This is a genomic window from Streptomyces sp. NRRL S-244 (assembly GCF_000717915.1).
GTDB lineage: Bacteria > Actinomycetota > Actinomycetes > Streptomycetales > Streptomycetaceae > Streptomyces.
On record NZ_JOCX01000026.1, the window covers coordinates 25534 to 42254 of the forward strand.

Here is a 16721-nt window from a genome sequence, read left to right on the forward strand (position 1 = left end):
GACGAAGAGGATCATGAGGGGGCGCCGGCCCGCCGGGCCCCGCCCCGCCACCGAGTCCAGGAGGTACGTGTGTCTGCCGCGTCGAGCACCGCGTCATCGAACAACGCGTCGTCGAAGACCGCGTCGTCGAGTTACGCGTCCGGGGTCTTCGAAGTACCGCTGCTGGGCGACACGATCGGCGAGAACCTGGACCGCACCGTCCGCCGGTTCCCCGACCGCGACGCCCTCGTCGACCTCGGCGCCGGGCGCCGGTGGACCTACGCGGAGCTCGCCGCCGACGTCGACGCCCTCGCGCTGGGCCTGCTGGACCTGGGCATCGTCAAGGGGGACCGGGTCGGCATCTGGGCCCCCAACCGCGCCGAGTGGACGCTGGTGCAGTACGCCACCGCCAAGATCGGGGCGATCCTCGTCACCGTCAACCCGGCGTACCGCTCGCACGAGGTGGAGTACGTCCTGCGCCAGGCCGGGATCCGGCTGCTCGTCGCGGCGGAGCGCTTCAAGTCCTCCGACTACGCCGGGATGATCGAGGAGGTGGGGCCGCGCTGCCCCGATCTGGAGTTCACCGTCCTGCTGGAGGGACCGGAGTGGATCTCCCTCCTGGAGCGGGGCCGCCGCGGTGACCCGGCCGACCTGGTCCGCGCGGCGGCGGAGCTGAGCCCGGACGACCCCGTCAACATCCAGTACACGTCGGGTACCACGGGCTTCCCCAAGGGGGCGACCCTCTCGCACCACAACATCCTCAACAACGGTTTCTTCGTCGGCGAGTTGTGCCACTACACCGAGCTGGACCGGGTCTGCATCCCAGTGCCCTTCTACCACTGCTTCGGCATGGTGATGGGCAACCTCGCCTGCACCAGCCACGGCGCGGCGATGGTCATCCCGGCGCCGGCGTTCGACCCGGCGGCCACCCTCGCCGCGGTCGAGGCCGAGTCGTGCACCTCCCTGTACGGGGTCCCCACGATGTTCATCGCCGAGCTCGCCGCGCCCGGCTTCGACACGTACGACCTGTCCAGCCTGCGTACGGGCATCATGGCGGGCTCGCCCTGCCCGGTCGAGGTGATGAAGGAGGTCATCGACCGGATGGGCATGCGCGAGGTGTCCATCTGCTACGGGATGACGGAGACCTCGCCGGTGTCCACGCAGACCCGCGCCGACGACTCGGTCGAGCGCCGGGTGTCCACGGTGGGCCGCGTCGGACCGCACCTGGAGGTCAAGGTGGTCGATCCGCAGTCGGGGCGGACCGTGCCGCGCGGGGAGCCGGGGGAGCTGTGCACCCGCGGCTACTCGGTGATGCTCGGCTACTGGGGCGAGCCGGAGCGCACCGCCGAGTCCGTCGACGCGGCGCGCTGGATGCACACCGGGGACCTGGCGGTGATGGACGAGGAGGGCTACCTGAGCATCACCGGCCGCATCAAGGACATGGTGATCCGGGGCGGGGAGAACGTGTACCCGCGTGAGGTCGAGGAGTTCCTCCACGGCCATCCCGACATCATGGACGTGCAGGTCATCGGCGTCCCCGACGCCAAGTACGGCGAGGAACTGATGGCGTGGGTGCGGATGCGCGAAGGGGCGCGGCCGCTGAGCGCGGAGGCCGTCCGCGCGTACTGCGACGGACTGCTGGCCCACTTCAAGATCCCGCGGTACGTGCACGTCGTGGAGGAGTTCCCGATGACCGTGACCGGCAAGGTCCGCAAGGTCGAGATGCGCGAGACGGCGGCCCGCCTGCTGGGGCTCTCCTCGTAGCGGCGGCGCCGCCGACCCGGGCGGTTCAGCTACGGGGGGACAGCTCGGCCATGGCGCTCCAGCCCTGGCCGGGCACCTCGACGTGGATGATCTCCGGGGTGCTGGCGATGGCGCCGGCGAGGGTCTCCATACCGGCCTTGAAGTGGTCGGACGCCACGTGCGCGGCGCCCGCCTCGGCGTCGGTGAAGGCTTCCAGGAGCGTGTACTTGGTGGGGTCGTCGACGCTGCGCGACCAGTCGTAGAAGAGGTTGCCGGGCTCGTTGCGGGTGGCCCGGGTGAAGTCGTCGACGAGCGTGAGCCAGTTGTCGCTGTGCTCCGGACGGACGTCGAACCTGACGGCGATGAAGATCATGCCGACCAGCCTGGCACCCCGCCGGGCCCCGCGCATCCCCATCGCGCCGTATTTCCGGCAGCGTCGGAAAACCGCGCGCCGGGCGCCCTCAGACGCAGTCCGCAGCCGCTTGCCCGAGCGCGGCGCGGATCTCGCGCGGGCGCCGCCGGAACTCCTCGGTCGGCAGCGAAACCGACAGGGCGTGCACCGCGTCGCCGTCGTGGTCCCGGCCGCGCGGCAGGGCGACGGCCAGGCAGGTGTACGCGGGATCGGCCTCGCCGATCGACACGGCGAAGCCCTGCCCGCGGACCCGGGACAGCTCCGCCTCCAGCAGCTCGGCGCTGGTGATGGTGGCCCCGGTGAGGCGGGCCATCCCGTGCTCGGCCAGGTACCGCCGCCGCAGTGGAAGGGGCAGCTCGGCGAGCAGCGCCTTGCCGTGCGCGGTGGCGTGCGCCTGGGTCTCCCGGCCGGGGGTGAACGGATGCGCCGCGTCCGTGACCGGGGCGGTGGTGTCGACCACCGTGATCAGACCGCCCCGGTAGGCGGTGTAGTACGCCTCGGCGCCGGTGGTGCGGCGCAGCCGGGTCAGCAGGTCGGCCATGCGCGGCGCGGGCTCCAGGTGGCGGAGCAGGCTCCGGTGCAGCCCGGGGATCCGCGGTCCCAGCACGTACCCCTGCGCGGTGCGGACGAGGTACCCGCGTGCGGTGAGCGGGGCCAGCAGGTGGTAGGCGGTGGACAGGGAGCACTCCATCCGGCGGGCCAGGGCCTTGGCGCCGACCGGTCCGGGCGCGTCGGCGACGGCGTCGAGGATCGCGAGTGCGCGGTCGACGGACTGGGGGCCGGTGGGCGGCATGGCGGGCGTTCTCCCGGGGTGGTGACTGGGCGGGGCGGTGATCGGACGGGGTGGTGACTGGACGGGGCGGTGACCGGACGGGGCGGTGACCGGACGGGCTGGTGACCGGACGGACCCCCGAGCCTATGACGCGGTGGACGGGTGGCCTTCATCGACGTGGTGGACGGGTGGCGTTCATCGGACGTTGACCCGATGCTGAACCGGGGCGCGCACAGTCGTCCGTATGGACAGCGAACACGTCGCCCCCGCGAGGCCGTACGGCCCGGCGGCTGCCGATCTCACCGGCGTCCGGGTCGCCCATCGCGCGATCCTGGCCGACATCGAGCGCCTCGCCGGGCTGCTCGCCGCTCTCGCCGCGGCCGCCGAACCGGCCGAGCCCGCGCGGGCGGAGGCCATCGCCGGGTACGTGCACCGCTACAACGACGTCGTACGCGGCCACCACCGCGAGGATGAGATCCTGTGGCCGGTCGTCCTGGACGCCGTGCCCGACGCGGCCGAGGCGGTGGCCGGCATCGTCCGCTTCGTCGCCGACCACCAGGCGCTCGACGCCCTCCAGGCCGACTGCGACGCGGTCGCCGCCCGCTTCGCCGCCGAACCCGGCCGCCACGCAGGGAGGTTGGCCGGGCTCCTCGCCGACCAGCGGGACCTGCTGGCCGAGCACATCGAAGCCGAGGAGGAGCACGTACTCCCGGTCATCGCCCGCCAGGTGCCCGGCGCCGCCTACGCCGCCGCGCAGGCCCGCATCCGCAGCGCGGACCGGTCCGCGGACCCGGTGTGGTCCCGGGCCTGGCTGCTGAGCCACGCCACCGAGGACGAGGCCGGCCGCCTGCTGCCCGCGGGCGCCGCGGCCCCGGCCGTCCTGGAACCGCAGCTGCGGGCGTACGCCGCCGAGGCGTCGGTGGTGTTCGCGGGCTGACCGGCCTGTTCAGGGGTGCGCCCACTGCCGGGCGAGCGAGGTGAAGGCGCCGGCGGCGGCGCTCTCGTACGCGCTCTCGCGGCGCAGCAGGACCACGGTCCGCGCCGGGAGGGCGGGCGCGAGCGGGACGGGGTGCAGCGGGGTGCCGTCGCGGGTGAGGGCGTCGGGGAGCACCGTGGCCAGCCCGGTGCGCCGGACGATCTCGGTGAGGGCGCTGATGGAGTCGGCCTCGACCGCGATCCGCGGTGCGACGCGGTGCCGGCGGAAGTACGCGTCGATGTGGGCCCGTGTGGCGAAGTCCTCGCTGAGCAACGCGAGGGGACAGGCGAGGAGTTCGGCCACGGGCAGCGGTTCGGTGCGGCCGGCGTGCGGGTGGTCGGGGCCGACGACGAGGCCGAGGGTTTCGGTGAACAGGTCGGTGGCGCCGATGCCTTGCAGGTGCGCGCCCGAAAAGGCGATGCCGAGGTCGACGGAGTCGGACAGCAGTGCCGACTCCAGCTGACCCTGCGTCATCTCCTTGACGTTCAGGGTGATTCCGGGGTGGCGGGCATGGAGTTCCGCGGCGAGCGGGCCCAGGAGGTACGCGGTGAAGGTCGGGGTCATCGCGAGGCGCAGGCTGCCGACGGACAGGTCCGCGACGTCCAGTACGGCCCGCTCGGCGGCGGCCAGGTCCTGGAGCGCGCGGCGCGCGTACGGGACGAAGGCCGTGCCCGCGCCGGTCAGGCGTACGGCGCGCCCCGTACGGTCCAGCAGCTGGACGCCCACGGTCCGCTCCAGCTGCTTGATCTGCTGCGACAGCGTGGGCTGCGAGATGTGCAGCTCCTCGGCGGCGCGGGTGAAGCTGCCGTGTTCGGCCACGGCCAGCAGATAGCGGAGATGGCGCAGTTCCAGAGGCATGGAGCAAGTATAGATCGCAGCAATAGCGATCATGCAAAGCACGTCTTGGACACTATAGATGCAGGTCGTGCATGGTGGATCTCGTCAGCCCGACCAGGGCCGACACCACCGAAGGGAGTGACCGTGCACGATCTCACCGAGGGTCTCGCGCACTTTCAGCAGGACGTCTTCCCGGCCAAGGCGGAGCTCTTCGCCCACCTGGCGACCACCCACCGGCCGCAGACGCTCTTCATCGGCTGCTCCGACGCCCGCGTCGTCCCGGAGCTGATCACCCAGCAGGAGCCGGGCGAGCTGTTCGTCATCCGGACCGCCGGCAACCTCGTACCGGCCCACCCGCACGCCGCGGAAGGCGCCGACGGCAGCGACGGCGTCGCCGCCAGCATCGAGTACGCGGTCGCCGTCCTCGGCGTCCGGTCCATCGTGGTCTGCGGACACTCCGCCTGCGGCGCCATGACCGCGCTCGCCGCCGGACAGGACCTCGCGGAGCTGCCCGCCATCGCCCGCTGGCTGCGCCACGCGGCCCCGGCCGGGGCTCCGGCAGAGGCTCCCGCCGAGGCGCCGCAGCACGAGCTCGGGGCCCTGATCCGCAGCAACGTCGCCGCGCAGCTCGCGAACCTCGCCACGCATCCCGCGGTGGCCCGCGCCCTGGCCGCCGGGGCCGTCACCCTGCACGGCTGGGTGTACGACATCCCCACCGGCGCGGTCGAGCGGATCGCCCCGGCCACCGGCCGGCCCGCCGCCCTCGCGGCCTGACCCCCGGCCGAATTCCCCGAACCACCCCACCCCACCCGGTAGAGGAACCTCCCATGATCCACGCCCAGTTCGACCCCTCCGCCCGACAGGCCCTGGCCGTCGCCGCCGTCGACGCCAAGATCCGCAAGGACCTCTCCTGGCAGCAGATCGCCGACGCGGCCGGCCTGTCCGTCGCCTTCGTCACCGCCGCCGTGCTCGGTCAGCACCCGCTGCCGGCAGCCTCCGCCGAGGCCGTCGCGGAGCTCCTCGGCCTCGACGCCGACGTCGCGCGGCTCCTCCAGACCATCCCGACCCGCGGCTCGATCCCCGGCGGCATCCCGACGGACCCGACCATCTACCGCTTCTACGAGATGCTCCAGGTCTACGGCACCACCCTCAAGGCCCTGGTCCACGAGCAGTTGGGCGACGGCATCATCAGCGCGATCAACTTCAAGCTGGACGTCAAGAAGGTCGCCGACCCGGACGGCGGAGAGCGCGCCGTCATCACCCTCGACGGCAAGTACCTCCCGACCAAGCCCTTCTAGGGATCCGATCCCTTCTGGAAGCCGAGTCCTTCGGGAGGAACGCCGATACGTCCCGGAGGCTCCCTTCAGGGCCTATCGGCGTTCCTCCCGCACCGCCGTGCCCCGGTCCAGAACTGCCGTGACCGCCGCCACGAGCCTTTCGCCCGCACGGTCGACGCTGCCGTTCTGCGCGCTGACCTGGGCGCCTTCCAGGAGGAAGGTGACCTCGGCGGACACGTCGTCGGGCGCGTGCGCGCCCGCCCGCTCGCACATGGCCGTGAGGCGGCGCCGCTGATGGGCTTTGTGGGTCTCGATCAGCAGGCGGGCCGGATGGCCGGGATCGCCCAGGCCGGCGATGGAGTTCACGAACGGGCAGCCCCGCCGGACGATGTCCGGCAGTCCGTCGGCGACGAAACGTGCCACACCGAGCACTTGGGCCCGGCCGTCGTCCGCATGCTCGGCTTCCACCCGGTCGAAGGCGGTCGAGTACCCCGCCGCGACGATCCTCAGCCACTCCTCGATGAGCGCGTCCTTGGTGGCGAAGTGACGGTAGAGCGCCATCTTCGTGGTCTTCGCCCGCTCGGCGATGGCCTGGACTCCGACGGCCCTGACGCCCTCGCGCAGGAACAGCTCCTCGGCCGCGTCGAGGATGCGCTCGCGCGGCGGGAGGCGGGGGACCCTCGAGTCCCGCCCCGGCCTCGGGGTGCTGCTCGTCATGGTGTGCCTCGCTTCGGTCGCGCCGGCCGGCGTCTCTCGGGCCATGTTACGTTACCGACCACCCCCAAACGATACCGATCGGTATCGCACGGGACCGATCGGAAGCAGAGGTGGAACTCCGTGGAGCTGCACGAATACACCCGGTACGACGCGGTGGGACTGGCCGGGCTCGTGGCCCGGGGAGAGGTGACCCGGGCGGAGCTCAGCGACGCGGCCCAGGCCGCGATGGCGGCCGTGAATCCGCGGATCAACGCCGTCGTGGAGAGCTGGCCCGCCGAGGACGCCCCGGCCCCGGGCGGCACCCCGCTCGCCGGCGTGCCGTTCCTCATCAAGGACGTGGCCGTGTCCATGAAGGGCAAGCGCGTCGAGTTGGGCAGCCGCCTCGCCGCCGGCAACGTGGCGGGGGAGGACTCCTTCCTGATGCGGAGGTTCCGCCGGGCCGGCCTGGTGACGCTGGGCCGCACGGGCACGCCCGAATTCGCCTTCAGCACGACCACGGAGCCGGTCCTGTACGGAGCCGCCCGCAACCCCTGGGACCTCAACCGGACACCGGGCGGCTCCAGCGGCGGGTCGGCCGCGGCCGTCGCCGCCGGCGTCACTCCCCTCGCGCACGCCACCGATGCCGCGGGATCGATCCGGGTACCGGCTGCCAGCACCGGGCTGTTCGGGCTCAAGCCCACCCGGGGCCGGGTCTCCCTGGGGCCGGAGGCCGACGAGGTCTTCAACGGTCTCGCGGTGCACGGCGGACTCAGCCGGACCGTGCGGGACAGCGCCGCCCTGCTCGATCTGATCCAGGGCCCGGAGACCGGCGACCCCTACTTCGCGGAGCGGCCCCGTCGCCCGTACCTCGAAGAGATCACCAGGGAACCCGGCCGCCTGCGCGTCGGCCTGGTGACCGCCCCCGAGAGCGGACGTGCCGTGGAACCGGCCGTGACCGGGGCCACCCTGGCCGCCGCCCGGCTGCTGGAATCACTCGGGCACCAGGTCGACGTCACCACTGTGGACCTCGGCGTGAGCTGGGAGGAGTTCGTCCTCGCCAACGCCCGCCTGTGGTGCGCGAACCTGGTGCAGTGGATCGACGGCTTCGCCGGGGCGTTCGGCCGGCCCGTGGACGAGTCCACCGTCGAGCCCGAGATGCTCGCGAGCTACGCGTGGGGACTCACGGTGAGCGGCGCGGAGTTCGTGCATGCCCTCGACGTGCGCAACCGGGTCGCCCGCTCGATCGGGGCCCACTTCGAGGCCCGGGACCTGCTGCTGACACCCACGCTCCCCGAGCTGCCCGTGGCCCTGAACACCTATGGACAGGGGGCGGAGAACGCCGACGGGCTGGGCTGGGTGGAGCACCTGTTCCACCGCTCTCCGTTCACGGCCGCCTTCAACGTCGCCGGCACGCCCGCCATGTCGGTGCCGCTCGGATCCGACCCGGCCACCGGCCTGCCGATCGGGGTCCAGTTCGCCGCCGGCTACGGACGCGAGGACGTGCTCTTCCGGCTCGCCGCGCAACTGGAGAAGGCCGACCCCTGGTCGGAGCGCAAGCCGGCCGTATGGGCGGGCGACGCACCCTAGCGGGTGTCCGCGCCGAGCAGTGCCTCGGCGACCGCGGTACGGGCGTACAGCACCGAGCGGCCCGCCCGGTGCGCGCTGACCAGGCCGGCGTCGCGCAGCGCCGTCAGGCTCTGGGAGACCCCGGCCGCCGACAGCCCCGTACGCCGGGCCAGTTCGGTGGTGGAGGCCGGGGCCTCCAGCTCCGTCAGCAACAGGGTCCGGGAACGGCCGAGCACCGCGGCGACGGCATCCGCCTTCGCGGCCGGCGGCCGGGACGCCCACAACGCGCCGACCCCGCGCGCCGGGTAGGCGATCTGCGGCGGATCCGGCGGAGTCATCCGGGTCAGCAGGCCCGGCCCGAGGAAGGCCGAGGGCACCAGCAGCAGCCCCCGGCCCGCCATCTCCCGGGTCAGCGGCCGGGTGCGGCGCACCAGGCTCAGCGCGTTCTCGTCCCAACGCACGGCGCTGTGCAGCTCGTTGATGACCTGGCCCGCTCCCTGCTCGGCGGCCTGCCGGGCCCGGTGGAAGACATCGGCCTCCAGCACCGCGCGGATCCGCGCCCAGTAGGGGGCGAGCGCCAGCTTCCAGTACGCCTCGACCTCCTGCGCCAGTCGCGGCAGGCGGGCCGGCGGATCCGCGTGCAGGGCCCGTGCGCGGGGGCCGAGCGAACCCTGGTGGTGGCGCAGGTGGTCGAGATTGCGGCGAACCGTTTCGGCGGGCGCCGCCACCAGCTCGGCCAGCTCCGCCGCCAGGGCGGGGGCCGGTCCGGCGGGCGCGGGGTTGAGGAAGTGGGGCACGTACTTCGAGGCCGGGATCAGCTCGGCGAGCCACCCCCGGTCCAGTCCGGCGGCCGAGAGCCGGGGCCGTACCTGCTCCGCCCAGGGCCGGTACACGGGCGACACGGCCCCGTCGTTCAGCAGCCGGCGGAAGCTGGTCACCACCTCCCAGAGCGGCGAGACGGCGAACCGCATCTGCGCCAGATCGCCCGCCGAGAACGCCAACTCCGCCAGCAGGACCACCCCTTGGATTCACACATGCCCGAATCAATGGCCCCGACCCTACCGCCCGCAGATCATTCCGGCATGACCTCCATGACCTCTCGGACCCTCACCGCGGCGGCCGCCGGCACCTGGCGGCTCGGCGACCTCGAAGTGAACCGCCTCGGCTTCGGCGCCATGCGCCTGACCCAGAACGGCCCGGCGTTCGCCCCCGGCGCCGCCCCCAGCGACCGCGGCCGGGCGATCGCCGTCCTGCGCCGCGCCGTCGAGCTCGGCGTGAACCACATCGACACCGCCGCTTTCTACTTCTCCCCGCTGCGCTCCGCGAACGAGCTGATCAACGCGGCCCTGGCCCCCTACCCGGACGACCTCGTCATCACCACCAAGGTCGGCCCCGGCCGGGCGCTGTCGGGGGAGTTCCTGCCGCACGCCACCCCCGGGCAACTGCGCGGCCAGGTCGAGGAGAACCTGCGCCAGCTCGGCCGCGACCACCTCGACGTGGTGAACCTGCGCATCGTCGGGAGCGATTCGATCGCCGAGCGCTTCGGCGCCCTGGCCGACCTGCGCGAGGCGGGGCTCATCCGCCACCTCGGCCTGTCCAACGTACAGCCCGAGCACCTCGTCGAGGCCCGGGCCATCGCGCCCGTGGTCTGCGTACAGAACCTGTACGGGCTCGGCGCCCTGCCCGAGCAGGAGGCGTTCCTGCGCACCTGCGGCGAGCAGGGGGTGGCGTACGTGCCGTTCTACTCGATCGCCGGCACGGGACGCGAAGCGGGCGCGGGCGGCGCCGAGCACCCGGAGGTGCTCGCCGTGGCCCGCGCCCACGGGGTGGGCGCCGCCGAGATCCGGCTGGCGTGGACCCTGCACCGCGGACCGCACGTCCTGGCCATCCCCGGGACGGGGAACCCGGACCACCTCACCGCCAACGTGGCCGCGGCCTCCCTGCGCCTCTCCGCCGAGGACCTCGCCGTCCTGGACTCCGTGGGCCGCAACGACTGACGGCCGCAGCGGCCGACGGCTGGCCGGATGCGGCCCCGCCGGCTCGTGCCGTCAGCGGGGGCCGACCGGCCCCTTCCCGGCGACGGTGACGGTGTTGCCGGTGACCGTGCCGTCGGCGCCGGCCAGGGTCACGGCATGCCGGACCCCGTCCGGACCGAGGACGACGGCCAGCCAGGCGCTGCCGCCGCCCTCCTGGGCCACGGTCCGCAGCGATTCGAGCTTGCCGCCCTCGACGGCGGCCGTGGCCTTCTCCACCGCCTGCGCCGCCGGCAGCGCGGGCAGCGGCACCGGGGCGGCGGCCTTGGCGGAGCCGTCCGCCCGGCCTCCGGGACCGCGGCCCACCGGCCCCCGGCCGCCCGGGAAGCCGCGGTCGCCGTCGACGACCTCGGGCTCGCCGCCCTTGTGCGGCATCGGGCCCGCCCAGCCCTCCGCCGGCTTCTCCCCGGGGCCGTGCACACGGACCTTGGCGGCGAAACCGCCCCGCATGTGGTCGCGGTGACCGTGCTCGGCCACCGCCACCGCCGCCAACCCGCCGCCGATCACGACGACCGCCCCGAGGGCCACCCATCTGGTACGCCCCTCACGGGCCAGCCGGACCAGCCGGCCGCGGCGACCCGCCGCCGCACCGGTCGCGTCGGCCGCGCTCTTCGCCTCGCCCGGGCCGGCGGGCGGCTCGGCGGGCGATCCGGCGGGCTGGGGACTGGACTGAGTCATCGACATGCTCCTCGCGTTCTCCGAGCCATCCGCCCGGCTCGGCAGATCCTGCGCGCCGGATGCTGAAGCTCTGCTGAAGCCGCCTGAAGACCTCTTCAGCAAGCGGCCGACGCGACCTGAGAACCTGTCCCCATGCGCGTACTGGTGGTCGAGGACGAACGGCGGCTCGCCGCTGCCCTCCAGCGGGGTCTGCGGGCCGAGGGCTTCACCGTGGACGTGGCCCACGACGGCCCGCAGGGCCTGTGGCTGGCGGGCGAGCACGACTACGACGCCATCGTGCTCGACATCATGCTGCCCGGACTCAACGGCTACCGGGTCTGCGCCCGGCTGCGGGCGAGCGGCTGCGAGTCGGGGATCTTGATGCTCACCGCCAAGGACGGCGAGTACGACGAGGCCGAGGCCCTCGACACCGGCGCGGACGACTTCCTCTCCAAGCCCTTCTCCTACGTGGTCCTCGTCGCCCGGCTGCGCGCCCTCATCCGGCGCACCGGCCGCCGCAGCCCGCAGGTCATGGAGTTCGGCGATCTGCTGATCGACCCGGCCCGGCAGCGGTGCACGCGGGCCGGCACCGAAGCCCGCCTGACCTCGCGCGAGTTCGCGGTCCTCGTGCACCTGGCCCGGCGGGCCGGGGAGGTCGTCCCCAAGCGGGAGATACTGGAGCACGTCTGGGACGCGGCGTACGAGGGCGACCTCAACGTCGTCGAGGTCCACGTCAGCGCCCTGCGCCGGAAGATCGACGCACCCTTCGGCCGGGCCGCCGTGGAGACCGTCCGCGGGGCGGGCTACCGGCTGGCGGCCGACGGTGGCTGAGCGCGGCGCCGCCGGCGCCGCCGCCCGTTTCCCCGGCCGCCGCCTCGCCCTGCGCGCCTCCGGCCGGATCCGCGACCTCGCGCGCGGCCCGCGCCCGGAGTCCGGGGGCCCGCGCCCGAGGTCCGTACGCGGCCTCGCGCGGCGTCTGCGCCCCCGGTCCGTCCGCGCCCGGGCCACGCTCGGCGCCTCCGCGGTGGTGGCCCTGGCCCTCGGCGCGGCGTCCTTCGCCCTGCTCGGGATCCTCGACGGCAACCTGATGCGCGACGCCCAGGCCGCGGCCGAACGCCAGGCCCTCTCCACCGCCGGGCTGGTGGCCGCGGGCCGGTTCGACACCGTGGTGACCCCCGGGCGCGGCACCGACTTCGTCCAGGTCGTCGACGCCCAGGGCCGGGTCCTGGCGGCGAGCCCCAATCTCGCCGGCCGCCCCGCCCTCTCCCCGGCCCGGCCGGGCAGACCGGGCACGGTCCGCGACACCTGGAAGGAGGGCCCGGCGCGCGGCGACCGCCGCCACCGCGTCGTCCAGGTCACCACCGTCACCGCGGACGGGCTGGTCACCGTGTACGCCGGGACCTCCCTGAGGGAGGCCGACACCGCCGACGACGCCATCACCGGTGTGCTCGCCGTCGTGGCTCCGCTGCTCGTGCTCACGGTGGCCCTGGTCACCTGGCGGGTGACCGGCTGGGCGCTGCGGCCCGTCGAGGCGATCCGCGCCGAGGTCGCCGCGATCAGTGACCGCGATCTGCACCGGCGGGTTCCGGTGCCGCCCAGCCAGGACGAGATCGCCCGGCTCGCCGTCACCATGAACGCCACGCTGGACCGGCTGGAAGCCGCCGGGATCCGCCAGCGCCGGTTCATCGCCGACGCCTCGCACGAGCTCCGCAGCCCGATCACCGTGCTCCGTACCCAGCTGGAGGTCGCGCAGGCCCACCCCGACCCGGCGCTGTGGGGCGAGCTGGTCAGCGGGGCCCTGGAGGACACCGTACGGCTGCAGGACCTCGCCGCCGACCTGCTCCTGCTGGCCCGCCTGGACACCGGGGAGGCGCCGCCGGACGCCGCGGTCGACCTGGCGGACGTCGCCCGGGAGGCGGCCCGGTCGCGCCGCCGGGACCGGATCCCCGTCGACATGGAGATCGCTCCCGAGGCCGTCGTGCGCGGCAGCACGCTGTGGCTCTCCCGGCTCGTCACCAACCTGCTGGACAACGCCCAGCGCCACGCCGACCGGCGCGTCCGGCTCGTCCTGCGCGTCGACGGGCCCCGGCGCACTGCCGTACTGGAGGTCCGCGACGACGGGCCGGGCATCGCGCCGGCGGACCGGGAGCGGGTCTTCGAGCGGTTCACCCGCCTCGACGACGCGCGCAGCCGCGACGAGGGGGGCTCGGGCCTGGGCCTGGCCATAGCCCGTGACATCGCCACCCGCCTGGGCGGATCCCTCACGGTCGAGGACGCTCCGGCCGGCGCCCGCCTGGTGGCCAGGATCCCCCTGGAACCTGACGGAAGCGGGGCGGACACCGGCTTCTGATTGTTCCCCGTTCTGCTTTTTTCGCACCTGTCCAACTCTGTTCACTCCATGCTTGCTTCGGCTCCTGAAGGGGGGCGTGGCAACGCCATGAGCCGCATCACGGACAGACACCAACCAGGCGCAAAAGCAGCCAGAGGACGGCGCGATGAAGAACAACCGGATGATCGTCACCGTGGTGGCGCTCTTAGCGATCTTCGCCTTCAGTGTGGTGATGGTGGTGGCGGGACAGCCCGTCGCGGCCGTCACCGCCCTGATCCCGTCGGTCGCACTGGGCGTGCAGCAGATCGTGCAGGCGGGCACCGGGGTGGCCGAGAGCCGCCGCGAGCGGGCCGCCGCACAGGTGCCCGACCGGGACGAGGAGCCGCGCGGATGAACCTCCACTCGGCACCCCAGGACCTCCCCCAGGGCCGGCGCGGCAAGCCCGGCCGGCCGCTGGGCCCCATCGCCGAAGGCACCGGACCGGCGCACCGCGCCTGGCTGGAGCCGCTGCGCGACGCCATCCACGGCAGGGGAGTGACGCTGGACGAGCTCCAGGCACGCACCGGCCGGGACAAGGGGCACATCTCCGAACTGCTGCGGGCCGTCGGACGCTACCCCCGCTGGGTGTTCGTCCGTACGGTGCTCCTCGCGCTGGAGCGGCCCGGCCTGCCGTACGACACGATGCGGCTGCGCTGGGTGATCGCGGCCCAGGACATCGGCAAGCGCACCTCGTGGATCAAGGACTGCCTCCACGAGGGCGGCGCCCGCCACCGCACCGCCACCGCTTCGGCCCCGCTGGACTTCCGGGCCTTCCAGCAGATGCACCGCCCGCACTACACCAGCTACGCGGCGGCGTTCCTGCGCCGGGGCGGCCTGGTCGAGAAGGCGGTCGAAGACGTCTTCACGCTCTTGCTGATGCTGTGGCACGACGCACTCGCCAGCGAGAACCCCGAGCGCTTCGCGTGGCCGATGCTGCGCCAGACCGTGCTCGAACGCGCCCCGAAGGAGAACGGCCGCCCCTCCCTCGTCGAGGCCGCATTCGACACGGTCGCCCTCGACTTCGCCCCGGATCCGATCGGGCAGGTCGAGGAGTCGATGGCCCTGTTCCGGGCCGTCGGGGCGCTCGCGCCGATGCAGCGGGACGTCATCGTCCTGCTGTACCTGTGCGGACTGGAGGAGGCCCGGGCGGCGGACGAACTGGGCGTCTCCCTCGCCTCCGTACGGTCCACCGCGCGGCACGCCAAGCGCAATCTGCACGCCGCCATGTACCCGGACACCACCACCGAGGAGGAGGTCTCCGGTGACCTCGACCATTGACCAACTGCTGGCCCGCGCCCGCCTCCACACCACTTCGCAGGCGCCCGCCGACATCGCGGACACCGGCGGCGCACCCCACCGCGGGGCGGGCGCCCGGACGCCCGGAGCCGCGGCCGGCGAACCGCAGAAGGACATGCGGGGAGCCGCCCGCGACCTCCACGCCCTGTGCGAGACGGCCGTGACGGGCACCGCCGTCACCGCGCTCGGCGACTTCCTCACCCACAAACTGCCCCAGCCCTCGGGCGCCCGCGTCCTCGGCTGCATCCTGCTGCTGACCGACGCCGAGGACTCCGCCCGCTTCTGGTGGCAGTACGCCGCCGGTGCCGGGGACTCGATCGCCTCGTACTGCCTGTACCTCCACCACCTCGCGCTCGGCGAGAACCACGAGGCGGTCTGGTGGCGCCGCCAGACGGCGCCGACCGCCACCGGGCAGGCGGCAGGCACACCGGACGCACCGGACCCGTCGGCCGCGCAGGACGCGGCCACGGTGGTCTTCGACGGCGCGGAGCGCGACCTCGCCGCCGACGCGAGCCTGCCCACCACCCTGCGCGTCCTACGGGCGCTGCGGCCCGGCGGAGCCGGGACCAGGCGCGGCACCGGCACCGTCGAGGCCGTCATGGAGTACGTCTCGGCCGCGGTCAGCTACGTCGACGACGACCTCGAACTGCCCCTGCCCGACCCGGATTTCACCGACCGCATCCGCGATCTGACGGCCGCGCCCGGCCGCCCGCCGAAGCCGGGCCCGCGCACTCCGCCCCGCCTCCCGCCCCGCCTCCGGACCACTTGACCGGGTAGGAGCCGGTTCGGGCCGGCCGGGTCAGCGCGAGCCGTGCTCCGGCAGGTCCTGCTCGGCCGGGGCCGCGGTCCCGGCCGGGAGCAGCGCGAAGCTGCGCTGGGCGGGAGCCGCCGACGGAGCCGCGGCCGGGGCCGCCGGCGGGGTCTTCTTCCCGCAGAACGCGCCTTCGAGCGTGCCGCCCAGGGCGGTGTTGGCCTCGCCCTTGTTCGAGGTGTTCGCCACCGCGGCCAGGCTGCGCTTCCCGTCACGGGTGGAGAAGGCGTACGTGTAGAAGCCCTGCACCGTGCCCGTGTGCCCGTACACCGAGGTACCGCACGACAGGTCGTAGCGGCGCAGGCCCAGCCCGTAGAAGCGGGTCTTCGCGGCGTCCGTCGGGGTCATGGTGAGCATGGCGTCCAGCGTGCCCGGCTTCAGCAGCTTGCCGCCGAGCAGCGCGGACGTGAAGGTGTTCAGATCGGCCGCGTTCGAGATCATCGCACCGGCGGACTGGGCCCAGGAGACCGTCTGCTCGGTGGAGTCGACCAGCGGCGCCCCCGCCTCGTCCGGGTGCAGGTAGCCGTGCAGGTGCGCGCCCTTGATCGCCGTCGAGGGGTGGACGTACGAGGTGTTCTTCAGCTTCAGCGGCTTGATGATGCGGCTCTCGTACTCCTTGGCCACACCGCGCCCGGTCGCCTTCTCGATGAGCATGCCGACGACCACGAAGTTGGTGTTGGAGTACTGGTACGAGACGCCCGGCTCGGTCGTGCGCGGCTCGCGCAGCGAGAGGGCGACCAGCTCCTGGTAGGTGAAGACCTTGTTCCGGACGGCCTCGAAGCCCGGCACGGTCTTGTCGAACATCGCGTTCGTGTAGTCCGACAACCCGCTGCGGTGGGTGAGCAGGTGACGCACCGTGATGCGGTCGTCGGGCAGCAGGCCCGGCAGGTACTTGTTGACCGGGGCGTCCAGGCTGATCTTCCCCTCGTCCACCAGCTGGAGCAGCACGACGCTGGAGAACGTCTTGGTAACGCTGCCGATCCGGAAGCGGCCGTTCACGTCCATGGCCGCGCCCGTGGTCCGGTCCTGGACGCCGACCGCACTGGTCAGCGGCGCACCGGAACCGGTGATGCGGACCATCGCGCCGGGGGCCCCGACCGCGGTGGTGTTCTTCAACGCCTGCGTCACGGCCTCCATGTCGGGCGTCGGCGCGGGCGCCGTGGCGGTCTGCGCTCCCGTCGGGGCGGAGAACGGGTTCGCGGCGGCGTGGGCGGCGGTTGCCGGCACCACCCCGGCCACGACGGCGAGCAGGGCGGCACTGAGAGTCAGGCGTCGGTCGATAGGCAGGCGCACGGTGT

18 protein-coding genes are annotated in these 16721 nt (G+C 73.6%); 11 read left to right on the plus strand and 7 right to left on the minus strand.

Features of this window, described 5'->3' with window-relative positions:
* Positions 1–69 precede the first annotated feature (69 nt).
* On the plus strand, positions 70–1743 hold the full coding sequence (locus IF02_RS0126025) for an AMP-binding protein (protein ID WP_051696550.1): 1674 nt from the start codon (positions 70–72) through the stop codon (positions 1741–1743).
* Between the two features lie 25 nt (positions 1744–1768).
* Here IF02_RS0126025 and IF02_RS0126030 read toward each other — a convergent pair whose 3' ends face one another.
* Together IF02_RS0126030 and IF02_RS0126035 are read right to left on the minus strand one after the other, a co-directional pair.
* Complete coding sequence (locus tag IF02_RS0126030) at positions 1769–2095, minus strand: putative quinol monooxygenase (RefSeq protein ID WP_030160993.1); 327 nt, start codon at positions 2093–2095, stop codon at positions 1769–1771.
* 88 nt (positions 2096–2183) lie between these two features.
* The gene (locus tag IF02_RS0126035; protein WP_030160995.1) at positions 2184–2927 is read right to left on the minus strand and encodes an IclR family transcriptional regulator; all 744 of its coding nucleotides are present in this window, start codon (positions 2925–2927) and stop codon (positions 2184–2186) included.
* Between the two features lie 223 nt (positions 2928–3150).
* Between IF02_RS0126035 and IF02_RS0126040 the strand changes: the two genes are divergently transcribed.
* On the plus strand, positions 3151–3843 hold the full coding sequence (locus IF02_RS0126040) for a hemerythrin domain-containing protein (RefSeq protein ID WP_030160997.1): 693 nt from the start codon (positions 3151–3153) through the stop codon (positions 3841–3843).
* 9 nt (positions 3844–3852) lie between these two features.
* Here the strand turns inward: IF02_RS0126040 and cynR are convergent, their stop codons facing one another.
* Positions 3853–4740 (minus strand): transcriptional regulator CynR, encoded by an 888-nt coding sequence (gene cynR / locus IF02_RS0126045; RefSeq protein WP_030160999.1) that lies wholly within the window; start codon positions 4738–4740, stop codon positions 3853–3855.
* A 123-nt stretch (positions 4741–4863) separates the two neighbouring features.
* Between cynR and IF02_RS0126050 the strand changes: the two genes are divergently transcribed.
* Both IF02_RS0126050 and cynS read left to right on the plus strand, forming a co-directional pair.
* Positions 4864–5493, plus strand: coding sequence for a carbonic anhydrase (locus IF02_RS0126050; RefSeq protein WP_030161002.1), 630 nt, complete (start codon positions 4864–4866; stop codon positions 5491–5493).
* A gap of 53 nt (positions 5494–5546) precedes the next feature.
* Entirely contained in the window at positions 5547–6017 is a 471-nt protein-coding gene (gene cynS, locus IF02_RS0126055) for a cyanase (RefSeq protein WP_030161004.1), read from the plus strand.
* Between the two features lie 72 nt (positions 6018–6089).
* Here the strand turns inward: cynS and IF02_RS0126060 are convergent, their stop codons facing one another.
* Complete coding sequence (locus IF02_RS0126060) at positions 6090–6713, minus strand: TetR/AcrR family transcriptional regulator (protein WP_030161006.1); 624 nt, start codon at positions 6711–6713, stop codon at positions 6090–6092.
* 120 nt (positions 6714–6833) lie between these two features.
* Between IF02_RS0126060 and IF02_RS0126065 the strand changes: the two genes are divergently transcribed.
* The gene (locus IF02_RS0126065) at positions 6834–8279 is read left to right on the plus strand and encodes an amidase (protein WP_030161008.1); all 1446 of its coding nucleotides are present in this window, start codon (positions 6834–6836) and stop codon (positions 8277–8279) included.
* On the opposite strand, the gene IF02_RS0126070 is transcribed toward IF02_RS0126065, so the two are convergent.
* Positions 8276–9229: a DUF5937 family protein gene (locus IF02_RS0126070; RefSeq protein ID WP_199809282.1), complete on the minus strand. Its 954-nt coding sequence runs from the start codon at positions 9227–9229 to the stop codon at positions 8276–8278. The genes IF02_RS0126065 and IF02_RS0126070 overlap by 4 nt on opposite strands.
* Positions 9230–9349: 120 nt before the next feature.
* Here IF02_RS0126070 and IF02_RS0126075 point away from each other — a divergent pair, with 120 nt between their 5' ends.
* Positions 9350–10255, plus strand: coding sequence for an aldo/keto reductase (locus tag IF02_RS0126075; RefSeq protein ID WP_030161012.1), 906 nt, complete (start codon positions 9350–9352; stop codon positions 10253–10255).
* Between the two features lie 51 nt (positions 10256–10306).
* On the opposite strand, the gene IF02_RS0126080 is transcribed toward IF02_RS0126075, so the two are convergent.
* Complete coding sequence (locus IF02_RS0126080) at positions 10307–10969, minus strand: hypothetical protein (protein ID WP_030161014.1); 663 nt, start codon at positions 10967–10969, stop codon at positions 10307–10309.
* Positions 10970–11101: 132 nt separating this feature from the next.
* On the opposite strand from IF02_RS0126080, the gene IF02_RS0126085 reads away from it, so the two are divergent.
* From IF02_RS0126085 to IF02_RS0126105, 5 genes are all read left to right on the plus strand, one after another.
* Positions 11102–11779, plus strand: coding sequence for a response regulator transcription factor (locus tag IF02_RS0126085; protein WP_030161016.1), 678 nt, complete (start codon positions 11102–11104; stop codon positions 11777–11779).
* A gap of 145 nt (positions 11780–11924) precedes the next feature.
* Positions 11925–13298: a sensor histidine kinase gene (locus IF02_RS0126090; protein WP_030161018.1), complete on the plus strand. Its 1374-nt coding sequence runs from the start codon at positions 11925–11927 to the stop codon at positions 13296–13298.
* A 145-nt stretch (positions 13299–13443) separates the two neighbouring features.
* A complete protein-coding gene (locus IF02_RS0126095; RefSeq protein ID WP_030161020.1) occupies positions 13444–13671 on the plus strand; it encodes a hypothetical protein in 228 nt (75 codons plus the stop codon).
* The gene (locus IF02_RS0126100) at positions 13668–14594 is read left to right on the plus strand and encodes a sigma-70 family RNA polymerase sigma factor (RefSeq protein ID WP_051696551.1); all 927 of its coding nucleotides are present in this window, start codon (positions 13668–13670) and stop codon (positions 14592–14594) included. The genes IF02_RS0126095 and IF02_RS0126100 overlap by 4 nt, the downstream gene beginning before the upstream one ends.
* Positions 14578–15381 (plus strand): hypothetical protein, encoded by an 804-nt coding sequence (locus tag IF02_RS0126105; protein ID WP_051696552.1) that lies wholly within the window; start codon positions 14578–14580, stop codon positions 15379–15381. Before IF02_RS0126100 ends, IF02_RS0126105 begins: the two co-directional genes overlap by 17 nt.
* Positions 15382–15411: 30 nt before the next feature.
* Here the strand turns inward: IF02_RS0126105 and IF02_RS0126110 are convergent, their stop codons facing one another.
* Positions 15412–16716 (minus strand): serine hydrolase domain-containing protein, encoded by a 1305-nt coding sequence (locus IF02_RS0126110; RefSeq protein WP_051696553.1) that lies wholly within the window; start codon positions 16714–16716, stop codon positions 15412–15414.
* Positions 16717–16721: the final 5 nt, after the last annotated feature.